At 69.9% G+C, this 22,215-nt stretch carries 21 protein-coding genes and 2 pseudogenes; 12 read left to right on the forward strand and 11 right to left on the reverse strand.

Translation table 11 applies throughout. The features are described from left to right. Nucleotides 1-12: 12 nt before the first annotated feature. The 4 genes from WS45_RS28725 to WS45_RS28740 are packed head-to-tail and all read left to right on the forward strand — an operon-like array spanning nucleotide 13 to nucleotide 3,641. Nucleotides 13-1,035 carry a LysR family transcriptional regulator gene (locus WS45_RS28725; protein WP_059702806.1) on the forward strand — a complete coding sequence of 341 codons (1,023 nt, stop codon included), beginning with the start codon at nucleotides 13-15 and terminating at the stop codon, nucleotides 1,033-1,035. Beyond that, nucleotides 1,032-2,474 carry an NAD(P)-binding domain-containing protein gene (locus WS45_RS28730; protein ID WP_059702807.1) on the forward strand — a complete coding sequence of 481 codons (1,443 nt, stop codon included), beginning with the start codon at nucleotides 1,032-1,034 and terminating at the stop codon, nucleotides 2,472-2,474. The genes WS45_RS28725 and WS45_RS28730 overlap by 4 nt, the downstream gene beginning before the upstream one ends. Before the next feature lie 46 nt (nucleotides 2,475-2,520). Continuing rightward, nucleotides 2,521-3,051, forward strand: coding sequence for a CMD domain-containing protein (locus WS45_RS28735; RefSeq protein ID WP_059702809.1), 531 nt, complete (start codon nucleotides 2,521-2,523; stop codon nucleotides 3,049-3,051). Beyond that, nucleotides 3,048-3,641, forward strand: coding sequence for a peroxidase-related enzyme (locus tag WS45_RS28740; protein ID WP_059690336.1), 594 nt, complete (start codon nucleotides 3,048-3,050; stop codon nucleotides 3,639-3,641). The genes WS45_RS28735 and WS45_RS28740 overlap by 4 nt, the downstream gene beginning before the upstream one ends. A gap of 44 nt (nucleotides 3,642-3,685) precedes the next feature. On the opposite strand, the gene WS45_RS28745 is transcribed toward WS45_RS28740, so the two are convergent. After that, nucleotides 3,686-4,117, reverse strand: a complete 432-nt coding sequence (locus tag WS45_RS28745) for an Lrp/AsnC family transcriptional regulator (RefSeq protein ID WP_044845386.1) — start codon at nucleotides 4,115-4,117, stop codon at nucleotides 3,686-3,688. Nucleotides 4,118-4,414: 297 nt separating this feature from the next. On the opposite strand from WS45_RS28745, the gene WS45_RS28750 reads away from it, so the two are divergent. Together WS45_RS28750 and ctlX are read left to right on the forward strand one after the other, a co-directional pair. Then, the gene (locus WS45_RS28750; protein WP_059702811.1) at nucleotides 4,415-5,494 is read left to right on the forward strand and encodes an ornithine cyclodeaminase; all 1,080 of its coding nucleotides are present in this window, start codon (nucleotides 4,415-4,417) and stop codon (nucleotides 5,492-5,494) included. Nucleotides 5,495-5,552: 58 nt separating this feature from the next. Then, complete coding sequence (gene ctlX / locus WS45_RS28755) at nucleotides 5,553-6,554, forward strand: citrulline utilization hydrolase CtlX (protein ID WP_059702813.1); 1,002 nt, start codon at nucleotides 5,553-5,555, stop codon at nucleotides 6,552-6,554. Nucleotides 6,555-6,706: 152 nt separating this feature from the next. Here the strand turns inward: ctlX and WS45_RS28760 are convergent, their stop codons facing one another. The 4 genes and pseudogenes from WS45_RS28760 to WS45_RS34335 all read right to left on the reverse strand — a co-directional run. Further along, nucleotides 6,707-9,457: an Hsp70 family protein gene (locus tag WS45_RS28760; RefSeq protein WP_059702815.1), complete on the reverse strand. Its 2,751-nt coding sequence runs from the start codon at nucleotides 9,455-9,457 to the stop codon at nucleotides 6,707-6,709. Between the two features lie 5 nt (nucleotides 9,458-9,462). Further along, nucleotides 9,463-11,304 carry an Hsp70 family protein gene (locus tag WS45_RS28765; RefSeq protein WP_059702817.1) on the reverse strand — a complete coding sequence of 614 codons (1,842 nt, stop codon included), beginning with the start codon at nucleotides 11,302-11,304 and terminating at the stop codon, nucleotides 9,463-9,465. Next, on the reverse strand, nucleotides 11,301-11,885 hold the full coding sequence (locus WS45_RS28770; RefSeq protein WP_059532098.1) for a DUF2760 domain-containing protein: 585 nt from the start codon (nucleotides 11,883-11,885) through the stop codon (nucleotides 11,301-11,303). The genes WS45_RS28765 and WS45_RS28770 overlap by 4 nt, the downstream gene beginning before the upstream one ends. Nucleotides 11,886-12,144: 259 nt before the next feature. After that, nucleotides 12,145-12,270: pseudogene (locus tag WS45_RS34335) on the reverse strand (transcriptional regulator); the annotation flags it as partial. An 8-nt stretch (nucleotides 12,271-12,278) separates the two neighbouring features. On the opposite strand from WS45_RS34335, the pseudogene WS45_RS36315 reads away from it, so the two are divergent. Together WS45_RS36315 and WS45_RS28775 are read left to right on the forward strand one after the other, a co-directional pair. Beyond that, nucleotides 12,279-12,422 (forward strand): annotated as a pseudogene (locus WS45_RS36315) (ornithine cyclodeaminase family protein); the annotation flags it as partial. A gap of 29 nt (nucleotides 12,423-12,451) precedes the next feature. Continuing rightward, nucleotides 12,452-13,174 carry an HAD family hydrolase gene (locus WS45_RS28775; protein ID WP_059690410.1) on the forward strand — a complete coding sequence of 241 codons (723 nt, stop codon included), beginning with the start codon at nucleotides 12,452-12,454 and terminating at the stop codon, nucleotides 13,172-13,174. 72 nt (nucleotides 13,175-13,246) lie between these two features. Here WS45_RS28775 and WS45_RS28780 read toward each other — a convergent pair whose 3' ends face one another. Next, the gene (locus tag WS45_RS28780) at nucleotides 13,247-13,864 is read right to left on the reverse strand and encodes a glutathione S-transferase family protein (protein WP_059690341.1); all 618 of its coding nucleotides are present in this window, start codon (nucleotides 13,862-13,864) and stop codon (nucleotides 13,247-13,249) included. A gap of 95 nt (nucleotides 13,865-13,959) precedes the next feature. Beyond that, entirely contained in the window at nucleotides 13,960-14,328 is a 369-nt protein-coding gene (locus WS45_RS28785) for a hypothetical protein (protein WP_059702820.1), read from the reverse strand. Between the two features lie 82 nt (nucleotides 14,329-14,410). Here WS45_RS28785 and WS45_RS28790 point away from each other — a divergent pair, with 82 nt between their 5' ends. Next, nucleotides 14,411-14,878: a MarR family winged helix-turn-helix transcriptional regulator gene (locus WS45_RS28790; RefSeq protein WP_059702823.1), complete on the forward strand. Its 468-nt coding sequence runs from the start codon at nucleotides 14,411-14,413 to the stop codon at nucleotides 14,876-14,878. 18 nt (nucleotides 14,879-14,896) lie between these two features. On the opposite strand, the gene WS45_RS28795 is transcribed toward WS45_RS28790, so the two are convergent. Next, the gene (locus WS45_RS28795) at nucleotides 14,897-15,490 is read right to left on the reverse strand and encodes a TetR/AcrR family transcriptional regulator (RefSeq protein WP_059702824.1); all 594 of its coding nucleotides are present in this window, start codon (nucleotides 15,488-15,490) and stop codon (nucleotides 14,897-14,899) included. 118 nt (nucleotides 15,491-15,608) lie between these two features. Between WS45_RS28795 and WS45_RS28800 the strand changes: the two genes are divergently transcribed. Together WS45_RS28800 and WS45_RS28805 are read left to right on the forward strand one after the other, a co-directional pair. Next, nucleotides 15,609-16,664 (forward strand): saccharopine dehydrogenase family protein, encoded by a 1,056-nt coding sequence (locus WS45_RS28800; RefSeq protein ID WP_059702826.1) that lies wholly within the window; start codon nucleotides 15,609-15,611, stop codon nucleotides 16,662-16,664. Further along, nucleotides 16,651-17,418 (forward strand): isocitrate lyase/PEP mutase family protein, encoded by a 768-nt coding sequence (locus tag WS45_RS28805; protein WP_059532118.1) that lies wholly within the window; start codon nucleotides 16,651-16,653, stop codon nucleotides 17,416-17,418. The genes WS45_RS28800 and WS45_RS28805 overlap by 14 nt, the downstream gene beginning before the upstream one ends. 144 nt (nucleotides 17,419-17,562) lie before the next feature. Here the strand turns inward: WS45_RS28805 and WS45_RS28810 are convergent, their stop codons facing one another. Beyond that, complete coding sequence (locus tag WS45_RS28810; RefSeq protein WP_059702827.1) at nucleotides 17,563-18,774, reverse strand: MFS transporter; 1,212 nt, start codon at nucleotides 18,772-18,774, stop codon at nucleotides 17,563-17,565. A gap of 70 nt (nucleotides 18,775-18,844) precedes the next feature. On the opposite strand from WS45_RS28810, the gene WS45_RS28815 reads away from it, so the two are divergent. After that, nucleotides 18,845-19,879 (forward strand): AraC family transcriptional regulator, encoded by a 1,035-nt coding sequence (locus WS45_RS28815; protein ID WP_059690345.1) that lies wholly within the window; start codon nucleotides 18,845-18,847, stop codon nucleotides 19,877-19,879. 93 nt (nucleotides 19,880-19,972) lie between these two features. On the opposite strand, the gene WS45_RS35810 is transcribed toward WS45_RS28815, so the two are convergent. Next, nucleotides 19,973-20,140, reverse strand: a complete 168-nt coding sequence (locus WS45_RS35810) for a hypothetical protein (protein WP_179950406.1) — start codon at nucleotides 20,138-20,140, stop codon at nucleotides 19,973-19,975. 56 nt (nucleotides 20,141-20,196) lie between these two features. Further along, on the reverse strand, nucleotides 20,197-22,083 hold the full coding sequence (locus WS45_RS28820; RefSeq protein ID WP_082722067.1) for a DUF3857 domain-containing transglutaminase family protein: 1,887 nt from the start codon (nucleotides 22,081-22,083) through the stop codon (nucleotides 20,197-20,199). Nucleotides 22,084-22,215: the final 132 nt, after the last annotated feature.

Consider the following 22,215-nt stretch of genomic DNA (forward strand, 5'->3'; position numbering starts at 1 on the left):
TCGGAACGTGTCATGGAGTTGCATCAACTCGAAGCCTTTTCCGCGGTCATGTCGACCGGCAGCGTGACCGGCGCGGGTGAACTGCTCGGCCGTTCGCAGCCGGCCGTCACGCGGCAGATCCAGGAACTCGAAGCCGATCTCGGCTATACGCTGTTCGACCGCCACGGCCCCCGCGTCACGCCGACTGGCCGCGCGTTCCTGCTGTACGAGGAAGTCGAACGCTCGCTTGTCGGCCTGCGTGCAATCGAAGCGCGTGCGCGCGCGCTCGGCGACGACACGGCCGAACCCGTTCGCCTCGCGGCGACGCCTTCGCTCGCGGCCACTCTCGTGCCGGCCGCGCTCGCCGCGTTGCCCGACGACGCGCACGCGCCGCACTACCAGCTGCGCAGCGAGTCGGCCGAGCACGTCGTGCACGAAGTGCTCGCCGGCACGGCCGATATCGGCGTCGTCACGCTGCCGATGGCGCATGCGGGGCTCGACGTGCACTGGATCGCTCAGACGCCCTGCGTCGCCGTGTTGCCGGCCGGCGATCCGCTCGCGGACAAGCCGCGCATCGCGCTGCGCGATCTCGCACGCCGCCGCATCGTGACGGTCGCGAACCGGCACCGGCTGCGCCAGCGGATCGATGCGGCATTCGCGGCCGCACGCGTCGATGCGCGCGTGTTCATCGAAACCAATGCGTCGCTGAATGCGGTGATGGCCGCGCGCGCGCGCGTCGGAATCGGCATCGTCGACCCGGCGATCGGCGTGGCGCTGCCGGTGGACGGCGTCGTCGCACGTCCGCTCGATGTGGACATCCCGTTCGCGTTCGGTGTCGCGACGCCGACCGGCAAGCCGCGCACGGCCGCCGTCGATGCGCTGCTCGACGCGCTGCACCGCACGACGCGCACGCTGCTCGACGACGTGATCTTTCACGACGCATCCGTACATGACGCGTTGTTGCGAGGCGACCGGTTGCGCACCGATCGCCCGCCTCGCGCGACACGCACGGCACGCGCCCCACGCGCACGCCGTACCCGCCCGGAGGCCGCATGACGGCGACGCCCGACACGCACGAGGCACTCGACAGACTCGAAGCCCGCCTCGCCCAGGACCTGCGCTGGCTCGATCTGCCGGCACCATCCTGGGTGCCGCCACGTGACGTCGACGGCACGCGCGTGCTCGACGTCGCGATCGTCGGCGGCGGGATGGCGGGGCTCGCGGCCTCCGCCGAACTGCGCCTGCTCGGCATCGACAACCAGTGCGTGATCGACCGCGCGCCGGCCGGCTACGAAGGCCCGTGGGTCACGTTCGCGCGGATGGAGACGCTGCGCTCGCCGAAACAGCTCACCGGCCCCGCGCTCGGCCTGCCCGCGCTGACGTTCCGCGCGTGGTTCGAAGCGCAATACGGCCGCGACGCGTGGGACGCGCTCTACAAGATTCCGCGCACGCAATGGATGGAATACCTGCGCTGGTATCGCCGCGTGCTCGACCTGCCGGTGCGCAACGACACCGCGCTCGTGGCGCTGCGTCCGCGCGACGACGGCCTGCTCGCGCTCGACCTGCGCGCGAACGGCCAGGCGCAGACCGTGCTCGCACGGCACGTCGTGCTGGCGACCGGCCGCGACGGGCTCGGCGGCCCGTACGTGCCGCCCGTCGCGCAACGCGCGCCGCGCACGCGCTGGGCTCATTCGTCCGAGCCGATCGATTTCAATTCGCTCGCCGGCAAGCGCGTCGGCGTGGTCGGCGCGGGCGCGTCGGCGTTCGACAATGCAGGCACCGCGCTCGAAGCGGGCGCCGCGCGCGTCGACCTGTTCTTCCGTCGCGCGGACATTCCGCGCATCAACAAGCTGACGGGTATCGGCAGCCCCGGCCTCGTGCACGGCTATGCCGATCTCGACGATGCAACGAAGTGGCGCTTCATGCACTACGCGCTGACATCGCAAACGCCCCCGCCGCGCGACAGCGTGCTGCGCGTGTCGCGGCACGCCGGCGCGCATTTCCACGCAGGCAGCCCGATCGACGCGCTGGTCGAACACGCGGACGGCCTCGACGTCGTCACGCCGCGCGTCCGCACCACGGTCGACTTCCTGATCTTCGCGACGGGCTTTCATTCCGACTGGACGACGCGCGCCGAATTCGCGTCGTTCGGGCCGCATGTGCGGCGCTGGAAGGACCGCTATCAACCGGAACCGGGCACGTGGCTCGACGAGCTCGCCGAGTCGCCCGATCTCGGTCCCGCGTTCGCGTTCCAGGAACGCGAGCGCGGTGCCTGCCCGGCCGTCACGCACATCCACTGCTTCAACCATGCGGCAAGCCTGAGCCACGGCAAGCTGTCCGGCGACATCCCCGCGATCAGCGCGGGCGCCGAGCGGCTCGCACGCGGCATCGCGAGCCGGCTGTTCGACGCCGATCGCGACCGCCACTATGACGCGCTCGTCACGTTCGCGACCGCGGAGCTGCAAGGCGACGAATGGCGCGACGCCGACGCATGAACGCCGCCGCGATCCACGACACTCACGACGACTGGAAACCACCACGATGACCGCCCCCCTCCCGCCGGCCGCCGCGCCGGATACGATCGACGCCATCGCCGGCCTGCGCGAAAGCGACGCAGTGGCCATGCTGCGTCGCGCACGCGACAAGGTTCTGCTCCATACGCGGCTCGCCGAAGCCGCGCTGTTCGACGCCGCGCTGCCCGATCTTTCGTTGATCGAACGATTGCATGCGGCACGGTATGTCGCGCAGCGATCGAATGCGCACGCGCTGGCCGCGACCTACCGCGCACGGCTGATCGACGCGGGCGGCACGCCGGACGACATCACCCGTTCGGATGCCGATGCGTTCGACGCGCTGCCTCGACGCCTCGGCGCGCTCCTCGCGCATGCGCGACGCCTGACGCTCTCGCCCGTCGACGCGCGTCCGTCCGATCTCGATGCGCTGAAGTCGGCCGGGTTCACGACGCCCGCGATCGTCGCGCTCTCGCAGCTCGTCGCGTTCGTCGCGTATCAGCTGCGTGTCGCGGCGGCCGCGCGAGCGTTGCAGGCGCGCGCCACCCGGGAGGCAGCATGACTACGGCGACTCACGGTTTCACGTCCGACACGCTCGGCTGGCGTGCATGGCTCGATACGGTGCCGCTCGAGAGCGCAACGGCAGAGCAGCTCGCGGTGCTCGAAACGAGCCATCCTCAAGCGAAGACATCCGACTATTACCTGCTGCTCGTGCACCTGCCCGAGATCCTGCGGCAGCGTTCGGGCGTATTCAACGCGATCATGTACGGCCCCGGCGGACTGTCGCGCGCGGAACGCGAGCTGGCGAGCACTGCCGTGTCACGCGTGAACGGCTGCGTATATTGCGCATCGGTGCATGCGCAGCGCTTCACGCAACTTGCGAAGCGCACCGATGCGATCGACCAGGTGTTCGACGATCCTTCGACAGCCGGCACGACCGCGCGCGAACGCGCGATCATCCGCTACGCGATCGCGCTGACAGAACGGCCCGACACGCTGGATGAAAACGACATCGCCGCGCTCGAGGCGGAAGGGCTTACGCACGAGGAAATTCTCGACCTGTCGCACGCGATCGCGATCTTCGCGTGGGCGAACCGGTTGATGCTGACGCTGGGCGAGCCGGTGTTTCCGGAGCCGGCAACCGGCAGTTGATACGCTGGCGCAGGCAAGCACACGGGCTGACGCGCCGCCGCGCGTCACGCCTTGTGCGTCGACAACAAAATGCTCGTCTCCGTATTCGCGATCCCGTCGATCAACCGGATCGCGCCGAGCACGCGATCGAAATGCTCGAGCGAATCCGCGTGCAGTTCGGCGACCAGATCCCAGCGCCCGTTGGTGCTGTGGATCGACGCGACGTTCGGATGCCCGCGCAGCACCTTCACCACTTCCGCGCCGCGATTGCCCTGCACCGCGATCGACATCAGCGCGCGGATCCGGTGCCGCTCGGCCGCCGGCTTGAGCCGCACCGTGTAGCCGACGATCACGCCATTCTTCTCCAGCCGCGTCAGCCGGTTCTGCACGGTCGCGCGCGCGACGCGCAACGCCTTCGCGAGGGCAACGACGGGCATCCGCGCGTTGTCGCGCAGCAGCGCGATGAGCTGCCGGTCGACGTCGTCGAGCGTGATCATGAACGGACCTTCCTGTTGAACATGAGACGGCCGCCAGCGTGCCGGACGGCGCGCATTTCGACCATCGCGGATTGCACAAACTGCCGGATATGGCCAGCAATCTGCCAAGTCTATCGATAAATCTGCCACTTTTGCCGTCTTTTTGTTGGCTCGACTCACGGAAATAATGACTCCATCGCCCGGCCGCACACGCCGCGACGCCGCTTTTGGTGAAGCCGGGGCCCGCAGGCCGACGCGCCCGCCCCGCTCGACCAGGACGCCTGGACACCCGTACCGGCAAAAATTGGAGACAGACCGATGACCCGCTTCCTCGACGTTCCCGCCACCGCCCGACTGATCGCCAGGACGGGCGTCACGCCGTTCCTGCGCGAACTCGTCGACACGCTGCGCGCCGATTACCTGCACTGGGCCGATTTCGACAAGTCGCCGCGCGTCGCGTGCCACTCGCGCGACGGCGTGATCGAGCTGATGCCCGTCGCGAACGCATCGCTGTTCGCGTTCAAGTACGTGAACGGCCACCCCGTCAACGCCGCGCGCGGCATGCACACGGTGATGGCGTTCGGCGCGCTGGCCGAAGTCGACACCGGCTATCCGCTGCTGCTCGCCGAACTCACGCTGACCACCGCGCTGCGCACGGCCGCGACGTCGGTGCTCGCCGCGCAGGCGCTCGCCCGCCCCGACTCGCGCACGATGGCGCTGATCGGCAACGGCGCGCAAAGCGAATTCCAGGCGATCGCGTTCCATACGCTGCTCGGCATCGAGGAAATCCGCGTGTTCGACGTCGACCCGCTCGCGACCGACAAGCTCGTGAAGAACCTCGCCGCCTACGCCGACTTGCGCGTCGTGCGCGCCGCGTCGACCGCCGACGCCGTGCGCGGCGCCGACATCGTGACAACCGTCACCGCCGACAAGGCGTACGCGACGATCATCACCGCCGACATGATCGAGCCCGGCATGCACCTGAACGCGGTCGGCGGCGATTGCCCGGGCAAGACCGAGCTCGAGGCGGGCGTGCTGACCGCGGGCCGCGTGTTCGTCGAATTCGAGCCGCAGTCGCGCATCGAGGGCGAAATCCAGCAGATGCCGGCCGACTTTCCGGTGACCGAGCTGTGGCGCGTGCTGCAGGGCGAGACGGCCGGCCGCGAACGCGCGGACGAAGTCACGGTGTTCGACTCGGTCGGCTTCGCGCTCGAGGACTACTCGGCGCTGCGCTACCTGTACGCGCTCGCGCAACAGCACAACGCGGGCGTCGAGATCGCGCTGATTCCGCCGGCCGTCGATCCGAAGAACCTGTTCGCGCTGATCGACGATCCGGCCGCGATCGCGCAGGGTCACGCGGCCTTCGTGACCGAAGCCGTCGCCGCATTCGCGCGCTGATCGTCATCCCGGGCGGTGTGCGCGCCGCCCGGCTTCCCGCTTCTCGCCCTCTCCGTTCATGAATCTCGTATCGATCCAGGCGCCGGCCGCCGTCGTGATGATCCGGCCGCACCGCTTCCTGCCGAACCCGCGGACCGCAGCCGACAACGCCTTCCAGCGCACGGCCGCCGCCGGGGCGAACGACGCGCCGTCGGTGTCGGCCGCCGCGCGCGACGAAGTCACGGCCGCGGCGCGGACGCTCGCGGACGCAGGCGTGCGCGTGCACGTGTTCGACGACCACGGCGAGCGCGACACGCCCGACTCCGTGTTCCCGAACAACTGGTTCTCGACGCATCCGGGCGGGCATGTCGCGCTGTTTCCGATGTATAGCCCGAACCGCCGCCGCGAGCGACGCGCGAACATCGTCGAGATGCTGAAGGCGCAATACCGCGTGCAGGACGTGATCGACTACTCGGGGCTCGAATACGACGACGTGTTCCTCGAAGGCACCGGCGCGATGGTGCTCGACCACGTCGCGCGGATCGCATACACCGCGCGTTCGCGCCGCGCCGATCCGGTCGCGCTCGAACGCTTCTGCACGCACTTCAACTTCGAGCCGATCTGCTTCGACACGGCCGACGCGAACGGGAACCCGATCTATCACACCAACGTGATGATGAGCGTCGCAACGGCGTTCGCGATGGTCGGCCTCGACCTGATCGCCGACCGCCGGCGCCGCGACGAAATCGCGCAACGCCTGACCGAAACGGGCCGCACGGTGATCGCGCTCGATCACGCGCAGATCGCGAATTTCGCGGGCAATACGCTGGAATTGTCGGGCAAGGACGGGCGCGTGCTCGCGCTGTCGCGGCGCGCGTTCGACTGCCTCACGCGCGACCAGCGCGCGATGATCGAGCGTTCCGCGCGGCTGCTGCCGCTCGACGTGCCGACGATCGAACTGGCCGGCGGCTCGGTGCGGTGCATGCTCGCGGGCATACACCTCGCGCGGCGGGTAACCGCGCCGGATGCGATCGCCGTGGAATCGGCCGCGTCGCCACGCGAGACGACGCCGCAAACCTGACCGGCAAACTCACGAAGCACGAACGGCTGCCGATGCGATGCAACGGCAGCCGTTTCTTGTTCAAAGCGTATCGAATCGGCGGGCGTCGGCCCGCATCGGCAACACCGCAGAATGCTCCGGTATCCGAACGATACCGGAGCCCGCCGCGCCGCTCACCCCGCCAGCAGCTTCAACCCGGCCGGCAGCGTTTCGCCGAACACGCGCGCCGTGTCGGCTTCGTCGAACGCGATCGCCTCGCGCACCATGTCGATCCACGCGGCCGACGCATTCGCGGCCGACAGACGCCGGATCACGGCCTCACGTGTCTCGTCCGGCAAATCGCGTTCGCGGTCGCCCGTCATCCGCGCGATTTGCGCGACCGCGAATGCCGCGGGTTCGACCTGCTTCCAGTCCAGCGCGAACAGCGCGTCGAGCCAGCGGTTCGCGACGTCGGCCGGCACGACACTGTGCGCGCTGCCGTAGAACGGCCGCCGCGCACCGATCCGCCCGAGCGCCCACGCGCACAGCGTGCGCTCGGCCGGCTTCTGCAATTGCACGATCAAACGCTCGGCCAGTTCCACCTTGCGCTCGACCGGCAATCGTTCGAGCGACGCGGACAAGCGCGTCATGTCGGCCGGGCCGACCTTGGCCGGGTCGAACGGCAGCTTGCGGCGCTTGTCGTCGGACGGTTCGAGAAACGCGATGGCGTCGCGCACCTGCGTCTGCGCGTCGTCGTCGAGGCCGCCGGCCACGCGCCGCCACAGCGTCCACCACTCGGACCACACCTGCGCGTCGTTCACGTACTGAATCCCGTCGTCGAACAGCGGCCACAGCTGTTCGATGCGCCAAGCATCGAGCGGATGGCCGAAGCCGGGCCGCAGGCAATAGCCTGCGAGGTTCAGCCACGCGCGTTCGTGATCGGCCGAGCGCCGGCGGCGACGCGCCCGCGCGAGCAACGCGTCGAACAGTTCGCGCGCGAGTGCGACGTCCCACTCGTCGCGCGGGCCGAGCACCTGTTCAAGTTGCGCACGCAACCGTCGCGTGTCCTTCGGCGTGACGTTCGCGGCCTTGCTGCCGAACGAGCGGTCGATCAGCTCGATCGCATGATCGAGACGCGGATGGCGTGCGAGCGCGGCGTCGTCGCCCTGCGCGGGCGCGTCGCCGCGCAACTGGAATTCGAGTCGCCAGCGCCGCGACGCGTCGTCGGTCGCGATGCAGTGCATTTCGAGCGTGCCGACTTCGGTCAGCGATGCCGTGAGTTTCACCGGCGTTTGGCGTGCGTCGCTGCCGGCTTGCCGGTCGACGACCGTCGCGATCGGCGGCAACCGCACGAAATCGCCGCCGTCCAGTTCGACGAGATCGCCGGGCCGGTATGCCGTCTCGGCCACCGTCGACACGAGGTGGAAACGCACCGGCTGCCCGAGCTGGAGCGCGAACGTGCGCTCCTCGAGCCGGATCTCGCGGCCCTCTTCCGAACCGCGCGGCAGCAGGCAGACGCCACGCGGGGCCGCGTCGCCGTCACCATCGTCGAGCACGAGGAAATAACTGCGCGCGGAGCCGCCGCCGATGCGCGGCGCATGCCCCGCCCGCGCAAGGCCGTAGGCCACCGCGCCGCGCGCGACCGCCACGTCCGGATGCGCGTTGTGCAGCACGTCGAGCGGCGCACCGCGCCACGCGCCGAGCGTTTGCGCGAGACGGCCGGCGAGCGCGCCCGCGCGAAACACGCCGCCGTTGAGCAGCAGCGTGTCGGGCAGCGGACCTTCCGCATGGCGATTCAGGAACGCGGCGACGTGGCGCGTGACGGCCGGGTCGCTCGCATACGGCAAGCCGAATTCGACGATCGCGGCCCGCGCGCGGCGCGGCAGCTCGCCGGCGTCGACCTGCGGAAAGAAGCCGTCGACGACGATCTGCTCGACTTCCTGCCGCGTCAACTCGGCCGAACGCGCGCCGCCGACGAGCTTGCTGCCCGCGCCGAGCAGCGTCACGGTGACGGACGCCGGCGCGTCGTCGCCGAGCAGCCGCTCCTTCGCCGCGCGGCAGCGTTCGACGAGCTGCGACAGGCTCGCGGCGGACAGCCGCGTGCCGGGCTCGGTCAGCCGCGTCTCGACCAGGCGCGCGAGCGCGAGGTCCATGTTGTCGCCGCCGAGCATCAGGTGATTGCCGACGCCGACGCGCGTGAAGGCCGGTTCGCCGTCGTCGCCCGGCGCGACGTCGACGAGCGTGAGATCGGTCGTGCCGCCGCCGACGTCGCAGATCAGCACGCGGCGCGCGGCGGCAAACGTGTCGCGCAACGTCTCGCGCTGGCCGTACAACCAGTCGTAGAACGCGGCCTGCGGCTCTTCCAGCAACCGCAACGCCGGCAGTTTCGCGCGTCTGGCGGCCTCGACCGTCAACGCGCGCGCGCCGTCGTCGAACGATGCCGGGACCGTCAGGATGACGTCCTGCTTCGCGAGCGGCGCGTCGGGAAAACGTGCATCCCACGCGGCACGCACGTGCGCGAGATAGCTCGCGCTCGCGTCGACCGGCGAGACCTTGTCGACGCCTTCGGCCGCGCCCCACGGCAGGATCGCCGCGAGCCGGTCGACCGATGCGTGCGACAGCCAGCTTTTCGCGCTGGTGACGAGCCGCCCCGGCACCTGCGCGCCGAGCGTGCGCGCATAGCGGCCGATCACGGCCGGCGGTGCACCGACCGCGGCCGCGCCGGCCGTCGCATCGGACGCCCAGGGCAAGCGCAGCGCGTCCGGCGGGAGTTCGCCCGCCGCCGGGTGATAGCGCACCGACGGCAGTAGCGGCTGCGCGGCCACCGCGCCGGGGCCGACCAGTTGCTCGACGTCGAACACACGGATCGCGTCGGAGCCGGCCTCGACGTATGCGACGACCGTGTTGCTCGTGCCGAGGTCGATGCCGACCGTATAGCGCTTCATCGCGCTCAGGCGGCGCCGCGCACGTCGAACTCGACCTTCCAGCGCTCGTTCGTGCCGCTCGGGATCGCCTCGAGTTCGAGCGTGCCGGCTTCGGTCACGCGCGCGTGCAGCTTCACCGGCACGACCTCGCCGACCGTGCGCCCTTCGGCAGGCAGCGTCGCCTGGATTTCCTCGAGCTCCTGGAGCTCTTCGGGCGACCAGTAGTCGAGCAACGTGCCGACCTGGTCCTGGCGGCGCACCGACGATCCGAAGAAGCGGAACTGCACCGGTTCGCCGACGACGAGGCCGAACTCCTGCGGCGGCAGCGCCGCATCCGAGCCTTCCTCCATCCCGAACGGCGCGACGCACAACGCTTGCACCGGCGGCTCCAGCCCCGGCACGGCAGGCATCGCCGATTCGATCGCGACGTAGTACGCACGCGCCGTGCCGCCGCGAATACGCACACCGCGGCCGCGCTTCACGTAACCGTAATAAGCCGCGCCGCGCGCGACCGCCAGATCGAGATCCGCGCCTTCGAGCAGGCGCGCGGACGGCGCGCCTTCGGCGGCCAGCCAGCCGTTGAGCGTGTCGAGCACGCGCTGCGTGAGCAGCGTCGACTTGAACACGCCGCCGTTGAACAGCACCGCGGTCGGATGCAGGAACGTCGCGCCTTGCGGCAGCGTGCGCTGCACGCCGTCGAGCGCGTCGAGCGCCGCGACCTGGCGGCCGAGGAACGCCGCGAGATGGCGCGTGATGCCCGCGTCCTGCGCATACGGCAGGCCGAGTTGCGTCAGGCCGACGCGCGCGCGGCTCACCGGACGCGCCGCCGCATCGACTTGCGGGAAGAAGCCTTCGAGGATCGTCTGCGTGAGTTCCGCGCGCGTCAGCTCCGTGCGGATCGAGCCGCCGATCAGCTTCGAGCCGCGGCTCGGCACGACGAGCGGCACCGCGTCGGTCGTCGGGTCGGACAGCAGCGTTTCCTTCGCGGCGCGGCACGCGTAGGTCAGCGCGCGCAGTTGCCACGGATCGGCCTGCGTGCCCTGCTGCGCGAGCTTGCGCGCGACCACGTGCGCGAGCGCGAGGTCCATGTTGTCGCCGCCGAGCAGGATGTGCTCGCCGACCGCCACGCGATGCAGTTCCAGGTTGCCTTCGCGCTCGACCACCGCGATCAGCGACAGGTCGGTGGTGCCGCCGCCGACGTCCACGCACAGGATCAGGTCGCCGACCCGCACCTGCTTGCGCCAGCCGCCTTCGCTCTTCTGGATCCAGCTGTAGAGCGCCGCCTGCGGCTCCTCGAGCAGCGTCATCCGCGAATAGCCGGCGGCACGCGCGGCTTCCGCCGTCAGTTCGCGCGCGGCCGGGTCGAACGACGCGGGGATCGTGACCGTCACGTCCTGGTCGGCGAACGGCGCGTCGGGATGCGCGTGGTCCCACGCTTCGCGCAGGTGGGTCAGGTAGCGAATCGAGCTTTCCAGCGGCGACACGCGCGACACTTCGGGCGGCGCATCGCTCGGCAGGATCGCCGCGCGGCGATCGACGCCCGGGTGGCACAGCCAGCTCTTCGCGCTCGACACGAGGCGGATCGGCGTGCCCGCGCCGCGGGTGCGCGCCATTTCGCCGACCGCGAAGGCGCGCGAGGCCGTCCACGGCAGCGTCAGGTCGCCCTGCGTCAGCTCGCTTTCATGCGGAAGATAGAGGAACGACGGCAGCAGGTCGCGCGACTCCAGCGCGCCCGGCGCGGTCAGCTGCGCGATCGGCAGCACCTGCTGCGTGATCTTTTCGCCGTCGCTCGCGGCGCTGTCGACGTACGACAGCGCGCAATGGGTCGTCCCGAGGTCGATACCGATCGAATAGCGCGGATCGCTCACAGTTCCACCTCCGCCGGTGCGACCACCGATGCGTCGTGGCTGCCCGTCAGCTTCGGCAGGCGCACGTCGGCCACGCGCCAGCCGCGATGGCTGACCGTACCCGTGAACGGCGCGGAGCCGACGACGTTGCCCGTCACGCGCACGGCCGTCGCGTCGAAGCCGGCCGGCAGCGTCACGCGGCTGCCTTCGGCTTCGTCGCGCACCGGCACGATCGTGAAATGCTCGCGCAGCGCGGCGCGGCAGCCGTCGTGCACGAGGCGTGCGGCGGCGCCGATGTCGGCGTCCGCATAGCCGGCGATGTCTTCCTCGACGAAATCGATGAAGCGCGCATCGCGCTGCAGCAGGCCCAACAGTTGCAGCGCGGCTTGCGGGCTCGCTTCGCGCAGCTCGGGGGCCGGGGCCTTCGCGGGCGCCGGAGCCGCGGCGGGGGCCGGCGCAACCGGCGCCGGGGCGACCGGTGCCGGCGCGCCGTCGCGCACGCGCAGCACGCCGGCCGCGAACTCGCGGTTGCCGATCACGGAAAAGAACGTGCCGACGGCCAGCGACAGCCGGCCGAAGAAGGACAGGTTGGATTCGGGCATGGGGTCTGGACTCCTGTGGGCTCGCGACACGGCGAGCATCTTGCCTGGGCGCCGGGCGGCGGCGTGCGATGGCGCACTGCCGCCGCCCGGCGCGTGATTCGGGCGCGCCCTCTCGGGTGCGGAAAACCCGTATTTTGCCCTGTGGCGGGCGAACCGGGCAGAAGTTGGGGGACAGAACACGGCGGCGCGCGGGTTTCGCGCGGCGCCGGATTGCATCGGACTGCCGGTTATCGGGTGATGGTTGCGATGTTGCGGCGCGTCAGCGCGGCTTGCGGGGGCGCGCCGCCTTCGCCTCGAAATCGCGCGACAGCATGCCGGGCGTGACCTCGCCGAAACGCGCAAGCAGCACCGCTTCGGCCTCCTTCAGCGTGGCCGACAGATTCAAGAGACACGCCCGATCCGCCGCGCGCTGAAATCGGCGACGTGCTTGCCGGCACCGTGTTCGTTGATCGATCGCCGGGCGAGATCGCCGTGTTCGACATGACGGGACTCGCGCTGCAGGACCTGACCGGACGTTCGATCCGGTGGCCGTGTTGAACGGCACCGGCGTGGTATCTTCCATCGTCATGCGTCTATCCAGAATCTCCGCCATCTCGTTCGATCTCGACGACACGCTGTGGCCGTTCGGCCCCGCCGTCGAACGGGCCGAGGCGTCGCTGCATGCGTGGCTGATCGCGCACGCGCCCGATACCGCGAGCGTCGTGCCCACGTCGCAGGCACTGGGCCAGTTGCGCAACGAATACGAACGCTCGCGGCCGGACCTCGTCAGCGACTTCCGTGCGCTGCGCATCGGCTCGATCCGGCTTGCGCTCGAACGCGCGAACGAAGACGTCACGCTGACCGACCGCGCATACGACGTGTTCTATTCCGCGCGAAACCGGGTCGAGTTCTTCGACGATGCGTTGCCGGCGCTCGCGTGGTTGAGCGCGCGATTTCCGCTGATCGCGGTAACGAACGGCAATGCGGACCTTCAACTGACCGGCGGCGGCGAGTTCTTCCGCGACACGCTCAGCGCGCGCGCGTTCGGATTCGCGAAACCCGAGCCGGAAATCTTCCATGCGGCCGCCGCGAAGCTCGGCGTGCCCGCGGCGGAGCTGCTCCACGTCGGCGACGACTTTCACCTCGATGTCGTCGGCGCGTTGAATGCGGGGCTTCAAGCGGCCTGGGTGGTGCGTCACGAAGGGCCGGAAGCGGAGCACGCCGCGCCGCGTGCCCCGTCCCCCCATCTGACCGTTCGCGACTTGTCGGCGCTGTGTCGTGCGCTCGGCGGCCCCGTCGAAGCGTCGTAACCGCGAGCCCGCAACGCCGCGCGATTGCGCGGTCGAGGTCGATCGCCGCCATCGGCACGACCGACCGCCGCTTCACGCCGCCTTGCGCGCGTCCGCGATCCGTTGCGGCGCCTTCGGTCGCGCATAAAGCCGCTCGAGATACGCGCGCAATTGCGGGAACGGTTCGATCAGGTGACATTCGCTCGCCCAGTCGATCAGGTAGACCGTCACGCAATCGGCCACCGTCAACGAGTCGCCGACGATGAATTCGCGCCCTTCGAGATGCTTTTCGAGGATCGCGGCCATCGTCGCGAAATCCTCGCGAGCCAGCTCGATATCGGCCGGCGAGCGCTTTTCCGGCGGATAGATGAACGAATGGCGCGTAATCCGCCACAGCGGCTGTTCAAGCTCCGTCACCGCGAACATCACCCACCGATACGCCTGCGCGCGCAGCGCCAGATCGACCGGCAACAGCGCCTTCTCCGGGTACTTGTCCGCGAGATACAGCACGATCGCTGCCGACTCGGGAATCACGAGGTCGCCGTCCACGAGCACGGGCACCTTGCCGGCCGGATTGAGGCGCAGGAATTCGGGCCGCTTGTGCTCGCCCTCGAGCAGGTTGACCGACACGAACTCGAAATCCGCGTCCAGTTCCTTGAGCCCCCAGAGCGCGCGTTGCGAGCGCGTGCCGGCGAATCCGTAAAGCTTCATCGCAATGTCTCCTTCGATAATGTCGGGGAAAAATCGCCGCGCGCAGGCGACGGCCCATCGGCCGCGACGACCGCGCGCGCAGCGCCTGTCGCCGCTCACATGCCCGGCACCGCGAGCACCGGCATCACGTCGATCGCTTCACCCGGAAACAGCGTGAAATGCGGATGACCTTCGAACAGCGCGGCGGCCGCGTCGTGCGATGCGGCGCGCACGACCGTGAAGCCGTTCATCGCATTGGCGGTGTCCGTCACGCCGCCCTTGCCGATGGTCTTGGTCTTGCCGAGCGGCCCGCCGAGCTCGACGATCGCGTCGCGATGCCGGTCGACCCACGCGTGCCATGCGGCGATCCCCTCGCGCTCCCGCGCACGCCGCTCGTCCTCGGGCAGCGCCATCCACGCCTTCATGGCCGGGCTCTCCTTGCTGCCGAGGAATACCGCGAGATACAACTGCTGTTGCGCACCCATGCTTCCTCCGTCCGATGGCGGGAACGACGGGCTGCCGCTCCTCGTCCTTGACACAATAGGTTGATATCAACACAATTGCAACATGGCACGCAAAGAAGAGCTCCCTTTCGAAACGACGCTGATGGTGCGCGATTGCTGTCTGTGCCTGCACATGCAGCGCGCGGCGCGCAATCTCGCGCGCATCTTCGACGATGTGCTGCGTCCGCTGGATCTCACCAACGGCCAGTTTTCACTGTTGATGTCGCTGAACCGGCCGCAGCCGGCCGCGATGAAATCGGTCGCGTCATTGCTCGCGATGGACCGCACCACGCTGACCGCCGCGCTCAAGCCGCTCGAGCGGCGCGGGCTGCTCACGATCACGCAGGATCCGGACGACAAGCGCAGCCGCCTGCTCCAACTCACGCCGGCCGGCCATCGGTTGCTGGCCGAAGCGTTCCCGCTGTGGCAGCAAACGCACGCCGACATCGAACGGCCGTTCGCGGCAGGCGAAGTCGATGTGTTGCGCGGGCAGTTGCGCGCGCTGTCGGAGGATCCGGCTACGCGCGACTGACGCGGCGCGCCATGCGCGTCACTTCCGCGCCTTCTTCGGCATCAGCAGTTGCGCGAACTCCTGCAGGAAGCGCACGGGCCCGTGCGCGTGCAGCGCCTGCCCGCTGCTGAGCGCGCCGTCGATGACGGTCGCGAGCCGCAGCGCGTAGGTTTCCGGTTCGTCGATCCGCATCGCGCTGGCCAGCTCCGTCAGCCGGCGCCGCAATTCCTGCTTGTGCGCGACGGCGACCTTGCGGGCCGGATGATTGCCGTCCGCGTACTCGGCGGCGATGTTGATCTGCGGACAGCCGCGATAACCGGGGCGCTCGATGCGCTCGCCGATCCACTGCAGCTGCGCATCCAGTTCCTCGCGCGGCGTGCGCCGGTACTGCGCGGCCACCGCGTCCCAGTGCGCCCAGAAGTCCGCATCCTCGCGCAGCAGGAACGCCTCGATCAGGTCGTCCTTCGTCGCGAAGTGCCGATACAGGCTCGTCTTCGCGACGCCCGCCCGCGCGACGATCAGGTCCACGCCGACCGCCCGCGTCCCTTCCTGGTAGAACAGCGCGCTCGCCGTTTGCAGAATGCGTTCGCGCGTATCGGGCGCGCTACCGTTCGTGTCCGTTCCCTTTTTCATCCAAGCCCGGCCGCCTAGGCCGCCTGTCCCGCGAAAGTGCGTCCGATGATAGCACCCGGAAGTTGACGACGCTACAGGTCTGTACTACAAAACAGACTGATCTGTATCGGAGCTGATCATGGACGATCGAATGATGGTTGCGGTGTATGGCGCCACGGGTCACACGGGGCGGTTCGTCGTGGCCGAGCTGGAACGGCGCGGCCTCGGCGCGATCCGCATCGGGCGCGATGCCGCGCGCCTCGCGCAAGGCGGCCCCGACGCGCCGCCGTGGCGCGTCGCCTCGGTCGATGATCCGGCCGCGCTCGACGCCGCATTGCGCGGCGCGCACGCGGTGATCAACTGCGCGGGCCCGTACCTCGATACCGCGCTGCCGCTCGCCGATGCGGCGTTGCGGGCAGGCGTCCCGTATCTCGACCTGACGGCCGAGCAACCGTCGGTCCAGGCGCTGACCGACCAGCGCGACGCCCGCGCACGCGCCGCCGGCGTGACGCTCGTGCCGGCCGCCGCGTTCTACGGCGGCCTGGCCGATCTGCTCGTCACGGCGATCGTCGAACCACGCGAGCCGATCGAGCGCGTCGACGTCGCGACCGGCCTCGACAGCTGGCATCCGACGCGCGGCACGCGCGTGACCGGCGAGCGCAATCATGCGATCCGGCTGATCCGGAAGGACGGCAAGCCGACCGCGGTGCCGTCGACGCCACGCGAACGCAGGTGGCCGTTCCCGTCGCCGCTCGGCGACGTCGACGTCACGCTGCTGCCGTTTTCGGAAGTGATGACACTCGCGCGTCATCTGCGCATCGATACGATCGAGTCCTGGCTCGCGACGCGCGCGCTGCGCGACGTGCGCGATGCCGGCACGCCGCCGCCGCGGCCGGTCGACACGCTTGGCCGCTCCGCGCAGCAATTCGCGATGGACGTGGTCGTCGTGCAGAACGGCAGCACGCATCGCGCGACCGCGTCGGGACGCGACATCTATGCGGTCAGCGCACCGATCATCGTCGAGGCGACGGTCCGCTTGCTGAGCGGCAACGCGTTGACGTCGGGCGGCGTGCGCAGCCTCGGCGAACTGTTCGATGCGCGCGATTTCCTCGCGGCGCTCGACACGGTCGCCGTATCGTTCGATAAGAACACCGATCGGAATTTCAACCGGAGGAACGAGCATGAGCCGCAATAACAAGGAGAAAGCCGCGTATTTCCGTTCGCTTCATCGCGCGGGCCAGCCGCTCGCGTTGTTCAACGTGTGGGACGCCGGCAGCGCACGCACGGTGGCCGACGCGGGCGGCGTCGCGCTGGCAACCGGCAGCTGGTCGGTCGCGGCGGCCAACGGTTTCGTCGACGGCGAGCAGATGCCGAAAGCGCTCGTGATGGAAGTGCTCGCGCGGATCGCGCAGGCGACCGACCTGCCCGTCACCGTCGATCTCGAAAGCGGGTATGGCGAGCGGCTGGAGGATGTCGCGGACACGATCGCGCGCAGCATCGAGGCCGGCGCGATCGGCTGCAATCTCGAGGACAGTTTTCCGGCGACGGGCGAGCTGCGCACCGTCGACGCTGCGGCGGCGCGTCTCGCGGCGGCGCGGCAGGCGGCCGACCGCGCGGAGATCGGCTACTTCATCAACGCGCGCACCGACGTGTTCTTCAAGGCCGCGGCCGACACGCACGACGAGCGTTTGCTCGACGACGTGCTGACGCGCGCGCGTGCGTACGCGGAGGCCGGCGCCGACGGCCTGTTCGTGCCGGGGCTGCAGTCGCCGGCGCTGATTCGCGCGCTGACGGCCGCGTCGCCGCTGCCCGTGAACATCATGCGCGTCGCGCAAACGCCGACGCTGGCCGAACTCGCGTCATACGGCGTCGCGCGCATCAGCCACGGGCCGTACCCTTACCTGCAGGCGATGAAGGCGCTTGCGGCGGTGGTCAGGCAGGGCGGCTGAACGCTGAACATCGCATGAAGCAAACAGCGGGCGCGCCGCAACAAGCAGCGTGCCCGCGCCGGTCACATCATCGGGACACGCCGGTTTCTCGACGGCCCGAACGGCAGGCCGATCCACGCTCGCGTCGATCGGCCCGCATGCACCTCACTCGGCCAGCGCCGGCGCCACGCCCACCCGCTTCGGCACGCCGGTCACGATCGTCGCGACCGCCACGGCCAGCACCGCGGCCGCGCCCAGGAACACGCCGCCCGCACCGTTCGCGTCGAACACGACGCCGCCTGCCGCCGCGCCCGTCGCGATCGCGAGCTGGATCGCCGCGACGATCAGCCCGCCCGCGCTTTCGGCCTCGTCGGGCACGGTGCGCGTGACCCACGTCGACCATGCGACCGGCACGCCGCCGAACGCCATCCCCCACAACGCGACGAGCACCGCGTCGATCATCGGCGCGCGGCCGAGCGCGACGAGCGCGACGCCGAGCACGACCATCAGCGCGGGCATCCCGATCAGCATCGGCCGCAGTCGATGCTCGAGCACACGGCCCGCGAGCGACGTGCCGACGAAGTTCGCGATCCCGTAGCCGAGCAGGATCGCCGACAGCCCGTTCACGCCGACGCCCGCGACCTGTTCGAGGAACGGCCGCAAATACGTGAAGAACGCGAAATGCCCGGTGAACACGAGGATCGTCGCGAACATCCCGAGGCCGACGGTCGGCCGGCGCAGCACGTCGACGAGCGTGCGCAGCCGCGTCGTGCCGCTCGGCGGCATCGACGGCAGCGTCATCACCTGCGACGCGAATGCGAGACCGCCGAGCCCGGCCGCGACCAGGAACACGTTGCGCCAGCCGATCAGGTGCCCGAAATAACTGCCCATCGGCGCGGACGCGATCGTCGCGACCGCGACGCCGCTGAAGATGATCGACAGCGCGCGCGGCACCATCGCGGTCGGCACGAGCCGCATCGCGGTGGCGGTCGCCATCGTCCAGAAGCCGCCGAGCGCGACGCCGAGCACGACGCGGCCGATCAGCAGCGTAGTCAGGTCGGGCGCGAACGCGACCGCGAGATTGGACGCGACGAGCAGCACCGAAAACGCGAGCAGCACGCGCCGGCGGTCGATCGTGCGCGTCAGCGCCGAGATCAGCAGGCTCGTGACGAGCGCCACCGTCGCGGTGGCCGTGACGGCCTGGCCGGCCACGCCTTCGGTCACGCCGAGGCTGTCGGCCATCGGCGTGAGCAGGCTCGCGGGCAGGAATTCGGCGGTGACGAGACCGAACACGCCCAGCGTCATCGCGAAGACGGCGCCCCAGGCCGGCTCGCGGGGGGCCGCCGTGGTGGCGGCAGAGGAGATTCCTGGATTCATGCGTCGTTCCGGGTCGTATAGGGAAAATACTGATGACGACGTATCGTAAGGAACGGCGGCAGGACGGTCTATGACATACAATCCGTTCTTGTTGATCGATCGTCCGAATTTCGCGATGTCCGAGCCCCTGCTTCCTCCCGTCCCCGACGTGCACGACCTCGTCAGCGAGCTGCTGCTGGGGATGCGCCTGAGCGGCGTGCAGTATCGCCGCATCCAGGTGCCGCGGCCGTTCGGGCTGAGTTTCGGCCATGCGCCGGGCCGCGCGCAGTTCCATTTCGTCGGGCGCGGGCCCGTGCTGCTGCGCGACGCGGACGGCACGACGATGCGCCTCGAGGCGGGCGACGCGATCCTGCTGCCGCACGGCCGCACGCACGCGCTGGTGTCCGATCCGGATGCGCCGTGCCGCGAGATCGGCGGGTTCGAGGTCGCGAAGATCTGCGACACGGTCGCGTCGGTGGGCGCGACGTCGTGCGCCGCGACGGAGCCGGCCGCCGGCGACGCGCTGATCTTCAGCGCGTGCATGGAACTCGATCTCGGCGGCATGCAGCCGCTCGTCGGGACGATGCCGGAATTCATGCACGTCGGCACGCTGCTCGCGCGCTACCCGGAAATCCGTCCGATGCTCGACGCGATGGAACGCGAATCGTGCTCCGAGCGCGCGGGCTTCGCGGGCATCCTCGCGCGGCTCGCGGACGTGGTCGCCGCGTTCATCGTGCGCGGCTGGGTCGAATGCGGATGCGGCGACGCGACGGGCTGGGTGCAGGCGCTGCGCGAGCCGAAGCTCGGTCGCGCGATCGTCGCGCTGCATCGCGATCCGGGGCGCAACTGGAGCGTCGCGGAACTCGCCGCCGAAGCGGGCGTCTCGCGGTCGGTATTCGCCGAACGCTTTCTCGCGGCCACCGGGATGACGCCGGTGCGTTACCTGACCGAGCTGCGGATGCGGCTCGCCGCGCAGTGGATCGCCCGCGAGGGCGAAACGATCGAAGCGGTGGCATACCGGCTCGGCTACGGGTCGCTCGCGGCGTTCAGCCGCGCGTTCAAGCGCGTGGTCGGCAGGCCGCCGGGTGCGGTGCGTGCCGAAGGCGACACGCACGCCGACGTGTGACGTGTAACGCTTCGCGTGCAGCGCGGGGCCAGGCGAACACCTGCCGAGTCATGCCGGCATCGCTCGATCCGCCGTCGCCCGTGACGCTTGCGCTCAATCGCTGTGCGCGTCGAGCTTGTCCACCAGCGCCGTCGCGCACTCCACGGCCAGTGCCGCGCACTGTTGCGCATCCACCGGCGCGCCGTTCGTCATCGCGCCCTGCACGATCCGGCCCAGCAATTCCTTCGCCAGGTCGGCGATCTCGTGTTCCCGTTCCGTCATGATGTTCCTCCCGTGCGTCGGCCGATGGCGGCGACGCGCTCAATCCCCCTCCCCGCTCAATGCCCTTTCGCCCGCACGACGATCTGCGCCTGCGTGTCGCGTTCGATGCGTTCGAGCGACGCGCGCAGCGCCGTGAACTCGTCGGGCGTGCAGACCTGGCGGCCGAATTCGGCCTCCATCCGCCGCGTGACCTGCACGACCCGCGTGGCCGCATCGAATACGTAATGCGACGCGAAGTCGACGAAGCGGTCGTGCACGGCCGCATCGGCCGGCAGGTCGGTCACCGCGACGTCGGCCGGCAGCGTGATCTGGCCGGTCTCCTCGAAACTGCCGCCGATGCACGTCCACGGCTGCGCGCGCGCGGGTTCGGCCAGCCAGCCTTCAACCTGTGTCGCGATGCCGCCCGTGACGCTCGACAGCACGGGCACGGCGGTCGTGCCGTCGGGCCACACGACGTGATCGAGCGTGCCGGCATACGTCACGTCGAACGGGCCGCCGGTCGCGCGGCGATCGCTCGTCGTGATCCGCGCGTGGCCGCGCAGTCCGCTTTGCCGCAGGCGTTCGTTCGCGAGCTGCCGGATGCGGTCGGGCGCCGCGCGGCGAAACAGCGTGCGTTCGAGCTCGGCGGTCCAGCCGTCGTCCTCGACGAGCGCGTGAAACCCGGCAGCGCCCGGTTGCGCGGCATCGATCGACACGCGCGCGGTGCGACGCTTCGGCTGCATGGCGGGCGTGCGCGACAGCACGGCGGTGTCGACGAGCAAAGCCGGCCGATCCATCACGATCGGCGGCAGGTAGCCGAACGCAATGCCGGCCGTCGTGGTGTCGGCGTAGAGGTCGAGATCGGGCAGCCACGTGATCGCGTGATTGATCGCGCCGCCGCCGTAACCGGGCACCGACGGCAGCGTGTACACGGAGCCGAGATTGATCAGCACCGGTTCGCTGCGGATGCCGACCGCCGCGAGCAACGCGCCGAACAGCGCGACGTGGTCCTTGCAGTCGCCGTAGCGGTTGCGCAGGATGTCGGTCACGCGATGCGGTGCGGCGGCCGTCTCGCCGAGAAAGAGCGCGACGTAGCGCACGTTCGCCTGCATCCAGTCGTACAGGATGCGCGCCTTGTCGCGCGGATCGGCGGCGTCGGCGGTGAGCGCGCGTGCGAGCTGCACGACGGCCGGGTCGTTCGCGCCCGGGTCGACGGCCGCGTTGCGGTAGCGCGCGGCGAACGCCGCATAGTCGGGCAGCGTGGACACCACGAGCCGGTCGCCGTAGGTCGGGTAACCGACCGCGCCGCTCTCGATGCGCTCGTACGGGCCGTGCCGGTAGTCGAATTCGTAGCGCGTGCGGCCGTTCGCGGTCACCGGCGGCAGCACGACGTAGCCGCGCGCGTCCGCGTGCAGCGTCATGTCGGCCGGCACGTCGAAGATCAGCCGCTGGTGCTCCACCGGCTCGCGCGACGGCTCGACGTAGTAGCCGAAGTAACCCGCGTTGACCGGCCTCGTGCGCGACTTGCGGAACGCGATGCGCGTGCCCGAGCCGGCCTCGACGCCCGGAAACACGACGGTGCGCAGCAACCCGTCCTGAAACGTCGGCGCACCGGCCGAGCGCGGCTCCTGGACGTCGCGGATGCCGTCGGGGCCGACCGGATGCGCGACGCCGTCGCGATCGATCGTCTCGGCCGCGAGCAGGTCGACCTTCTCCAGATTCTTGTCGAACCACACGTAGCGCTGCGCGATCTCGTCGATGCCGTTCGCGTTGTTCGCGCGCAATGTCGAATCGTCGTGCTCGTCGAGCGAACCGTCGTGCTGGATCACGAATTCGTGGACATCGCTGACGAGCGTGACGGGCGCTTCGTCGGCCACGTCGTTCGCTCCGTCCACGGTTGGCCCCGCGCCCGGCGTCGCACCGCCGGCGTTCGATGCGCCGAACGCGGCGGCACATGCCAGCATCCAGCCGGCCAGGCCGGCAGAAAAGCGCACCACATCGCACCTCGTCGCGGTTCACGGACAGCACGGTCGCGCAGCGCATACGCGCGACCGCGCCACGCTCGTGTCGGCCAGTGTGGGCGTCGCATCCGTACG

Origin of the sequence: Burkholderia sp. RF2-non_BP3 (assembly GCF_001522185.1) — a bacterium.
GTDB lineage: Bacteria > Pseudomonadota > Gammaproteobacteria > Burkholderiales > Burkholderiaceae > Burkholderia > Burkholderia diffusa.

Coding starts and splice junctions, on each gene's coding strand:
- WS45_RS28730 (WP_059702807.1), top strand. CDS start 1,032: ATGACGGCGACGCCCGACACGCACGAGGCACTCGACAGACTCGAAGCC.
- ctlX (WP_059702813.1), top strand. CDS start 5,553: ATGAATCTCGTATCGATCCAGGCGCCGGCCGCCGTCGTGATGATCCGG.
- WS45_RS28805 (WP_059532118.1), top strand. CDS start 16,651: ATGAGCCGCAATAACAAGGAGAAAGCCGCGTATTTCCGTTCGCTTCAT.
- WS45_RS28725 (WP_059702806.1), top strand. CDS start 13: ATGGAGTTGCATCAACTCGAAGCCTTTTCCGCGGTCATGTCGACCGGC.
- WS45_RS28820 (WP_082722067.1), bottom strand. CDS start 22,083: ATGCTGGCATGTGCCGCCGCGTTCGGCGCATCGAACGCCGGCGGTGCG.
- WS45_RS28770 (WP_059532098.1), bottom strand. CDS start 11,885: ATGCCCGAATCCAACCTGTCCTTCTTCGGCCGGCTGTCGCTGGCCGTC.
- WS45_RS28760 (WP_059702815.1), bottom strand. CDS start 9,457: ATGAAGCGCTATACGGTCGGCATCGACCTCGGCACGAGCAACACGGTC.
- WS45_RS28735 (WP_059702809.1), top strand. CDS start 2,521: ATGACCGCCCCCCTCCCGCCGGCCGCCGCGCCGGATACGATCGACGCC.
- WS45_RS28790 (WP_059702823.1), top strand. CDS start 14,411: ATGGCACGCAAAGAAGAGCTCCCTTTCGAAACGACGCTGATGGTGCGC.
- WS45_RS28815 (WP_059690345.1), top strand. CDS start 18,845: ATGACATACAATCCGTTCTTGTTGATCGATCGTCCGAATTTCGCGATG.
- WS45_RS35810 (WP_179950406.1), bottom strand. CDS start 20,140: ATGACGGAACGGGAACACGAGATCGCCGACCTGGCGAAGGAATTGCTG.
- WS45_RS28780 (WP_059690341.1), bottom strand. CDS start 13,864: ATGAAGCTTTACGGATTCGCCGGCACGCGCTCGCAACGCGCGCTCTGG.
- WS45_RS28775 (WP_059690410.1), top strand. CDS start 12,452: ATGCGTCTATCCAGAATCTCCGCCATCTCGTTCGATCTCGACGACACG.
- WS45_RS28740 (WP_059690336.1), top strand. CDS start 3,048: ATGACTACGGCGACTCACGGTTTCACGTCCGACACGCTCGGCTGGCGT.
- WS45_RS28800 (WP_059702826.1), top strand. CDS start 15,609: ATGGACGATCGAATGATGGTTGCGGTGTATGGCGCCACGGGTCACACG.
- WS45_RS28785 (WP_059702820.1), bottom strand. CDS start 14,328: ATGGGTGCGCAACAGCAGTTGTATCTCGCGGTATTCCTCGGCAGCAAG.
- WS45_RS28810 (WP_059702827.1), bottom strand. CDS start 18,774: ATGAATCCAGGAATCTCCTCTGCCGCCACCACGGCGGCCCCCCGCGAG.
- WS45_RS28795 (WP_059702824.1), bottom strand. CDS start 15,490: ATGAAAAAGGGAACGGACACGAACGGTAGCGCGCCCGATACGCGCGAA.
- WS45_RS28750 (WP_059702811.1), top strand. CDS start 4,415: ATGACCCGCTTCCTCGACGTTCCCGCCACCGCCCGACTGATCGCCAGG.
- WS45_RS28745 (WP_044845386.1), bottom strand. CDS start 4,117: ATGATCACGCTCGACGACGTCGACCGGCAGCTCATCGCGCTGCTGCGC.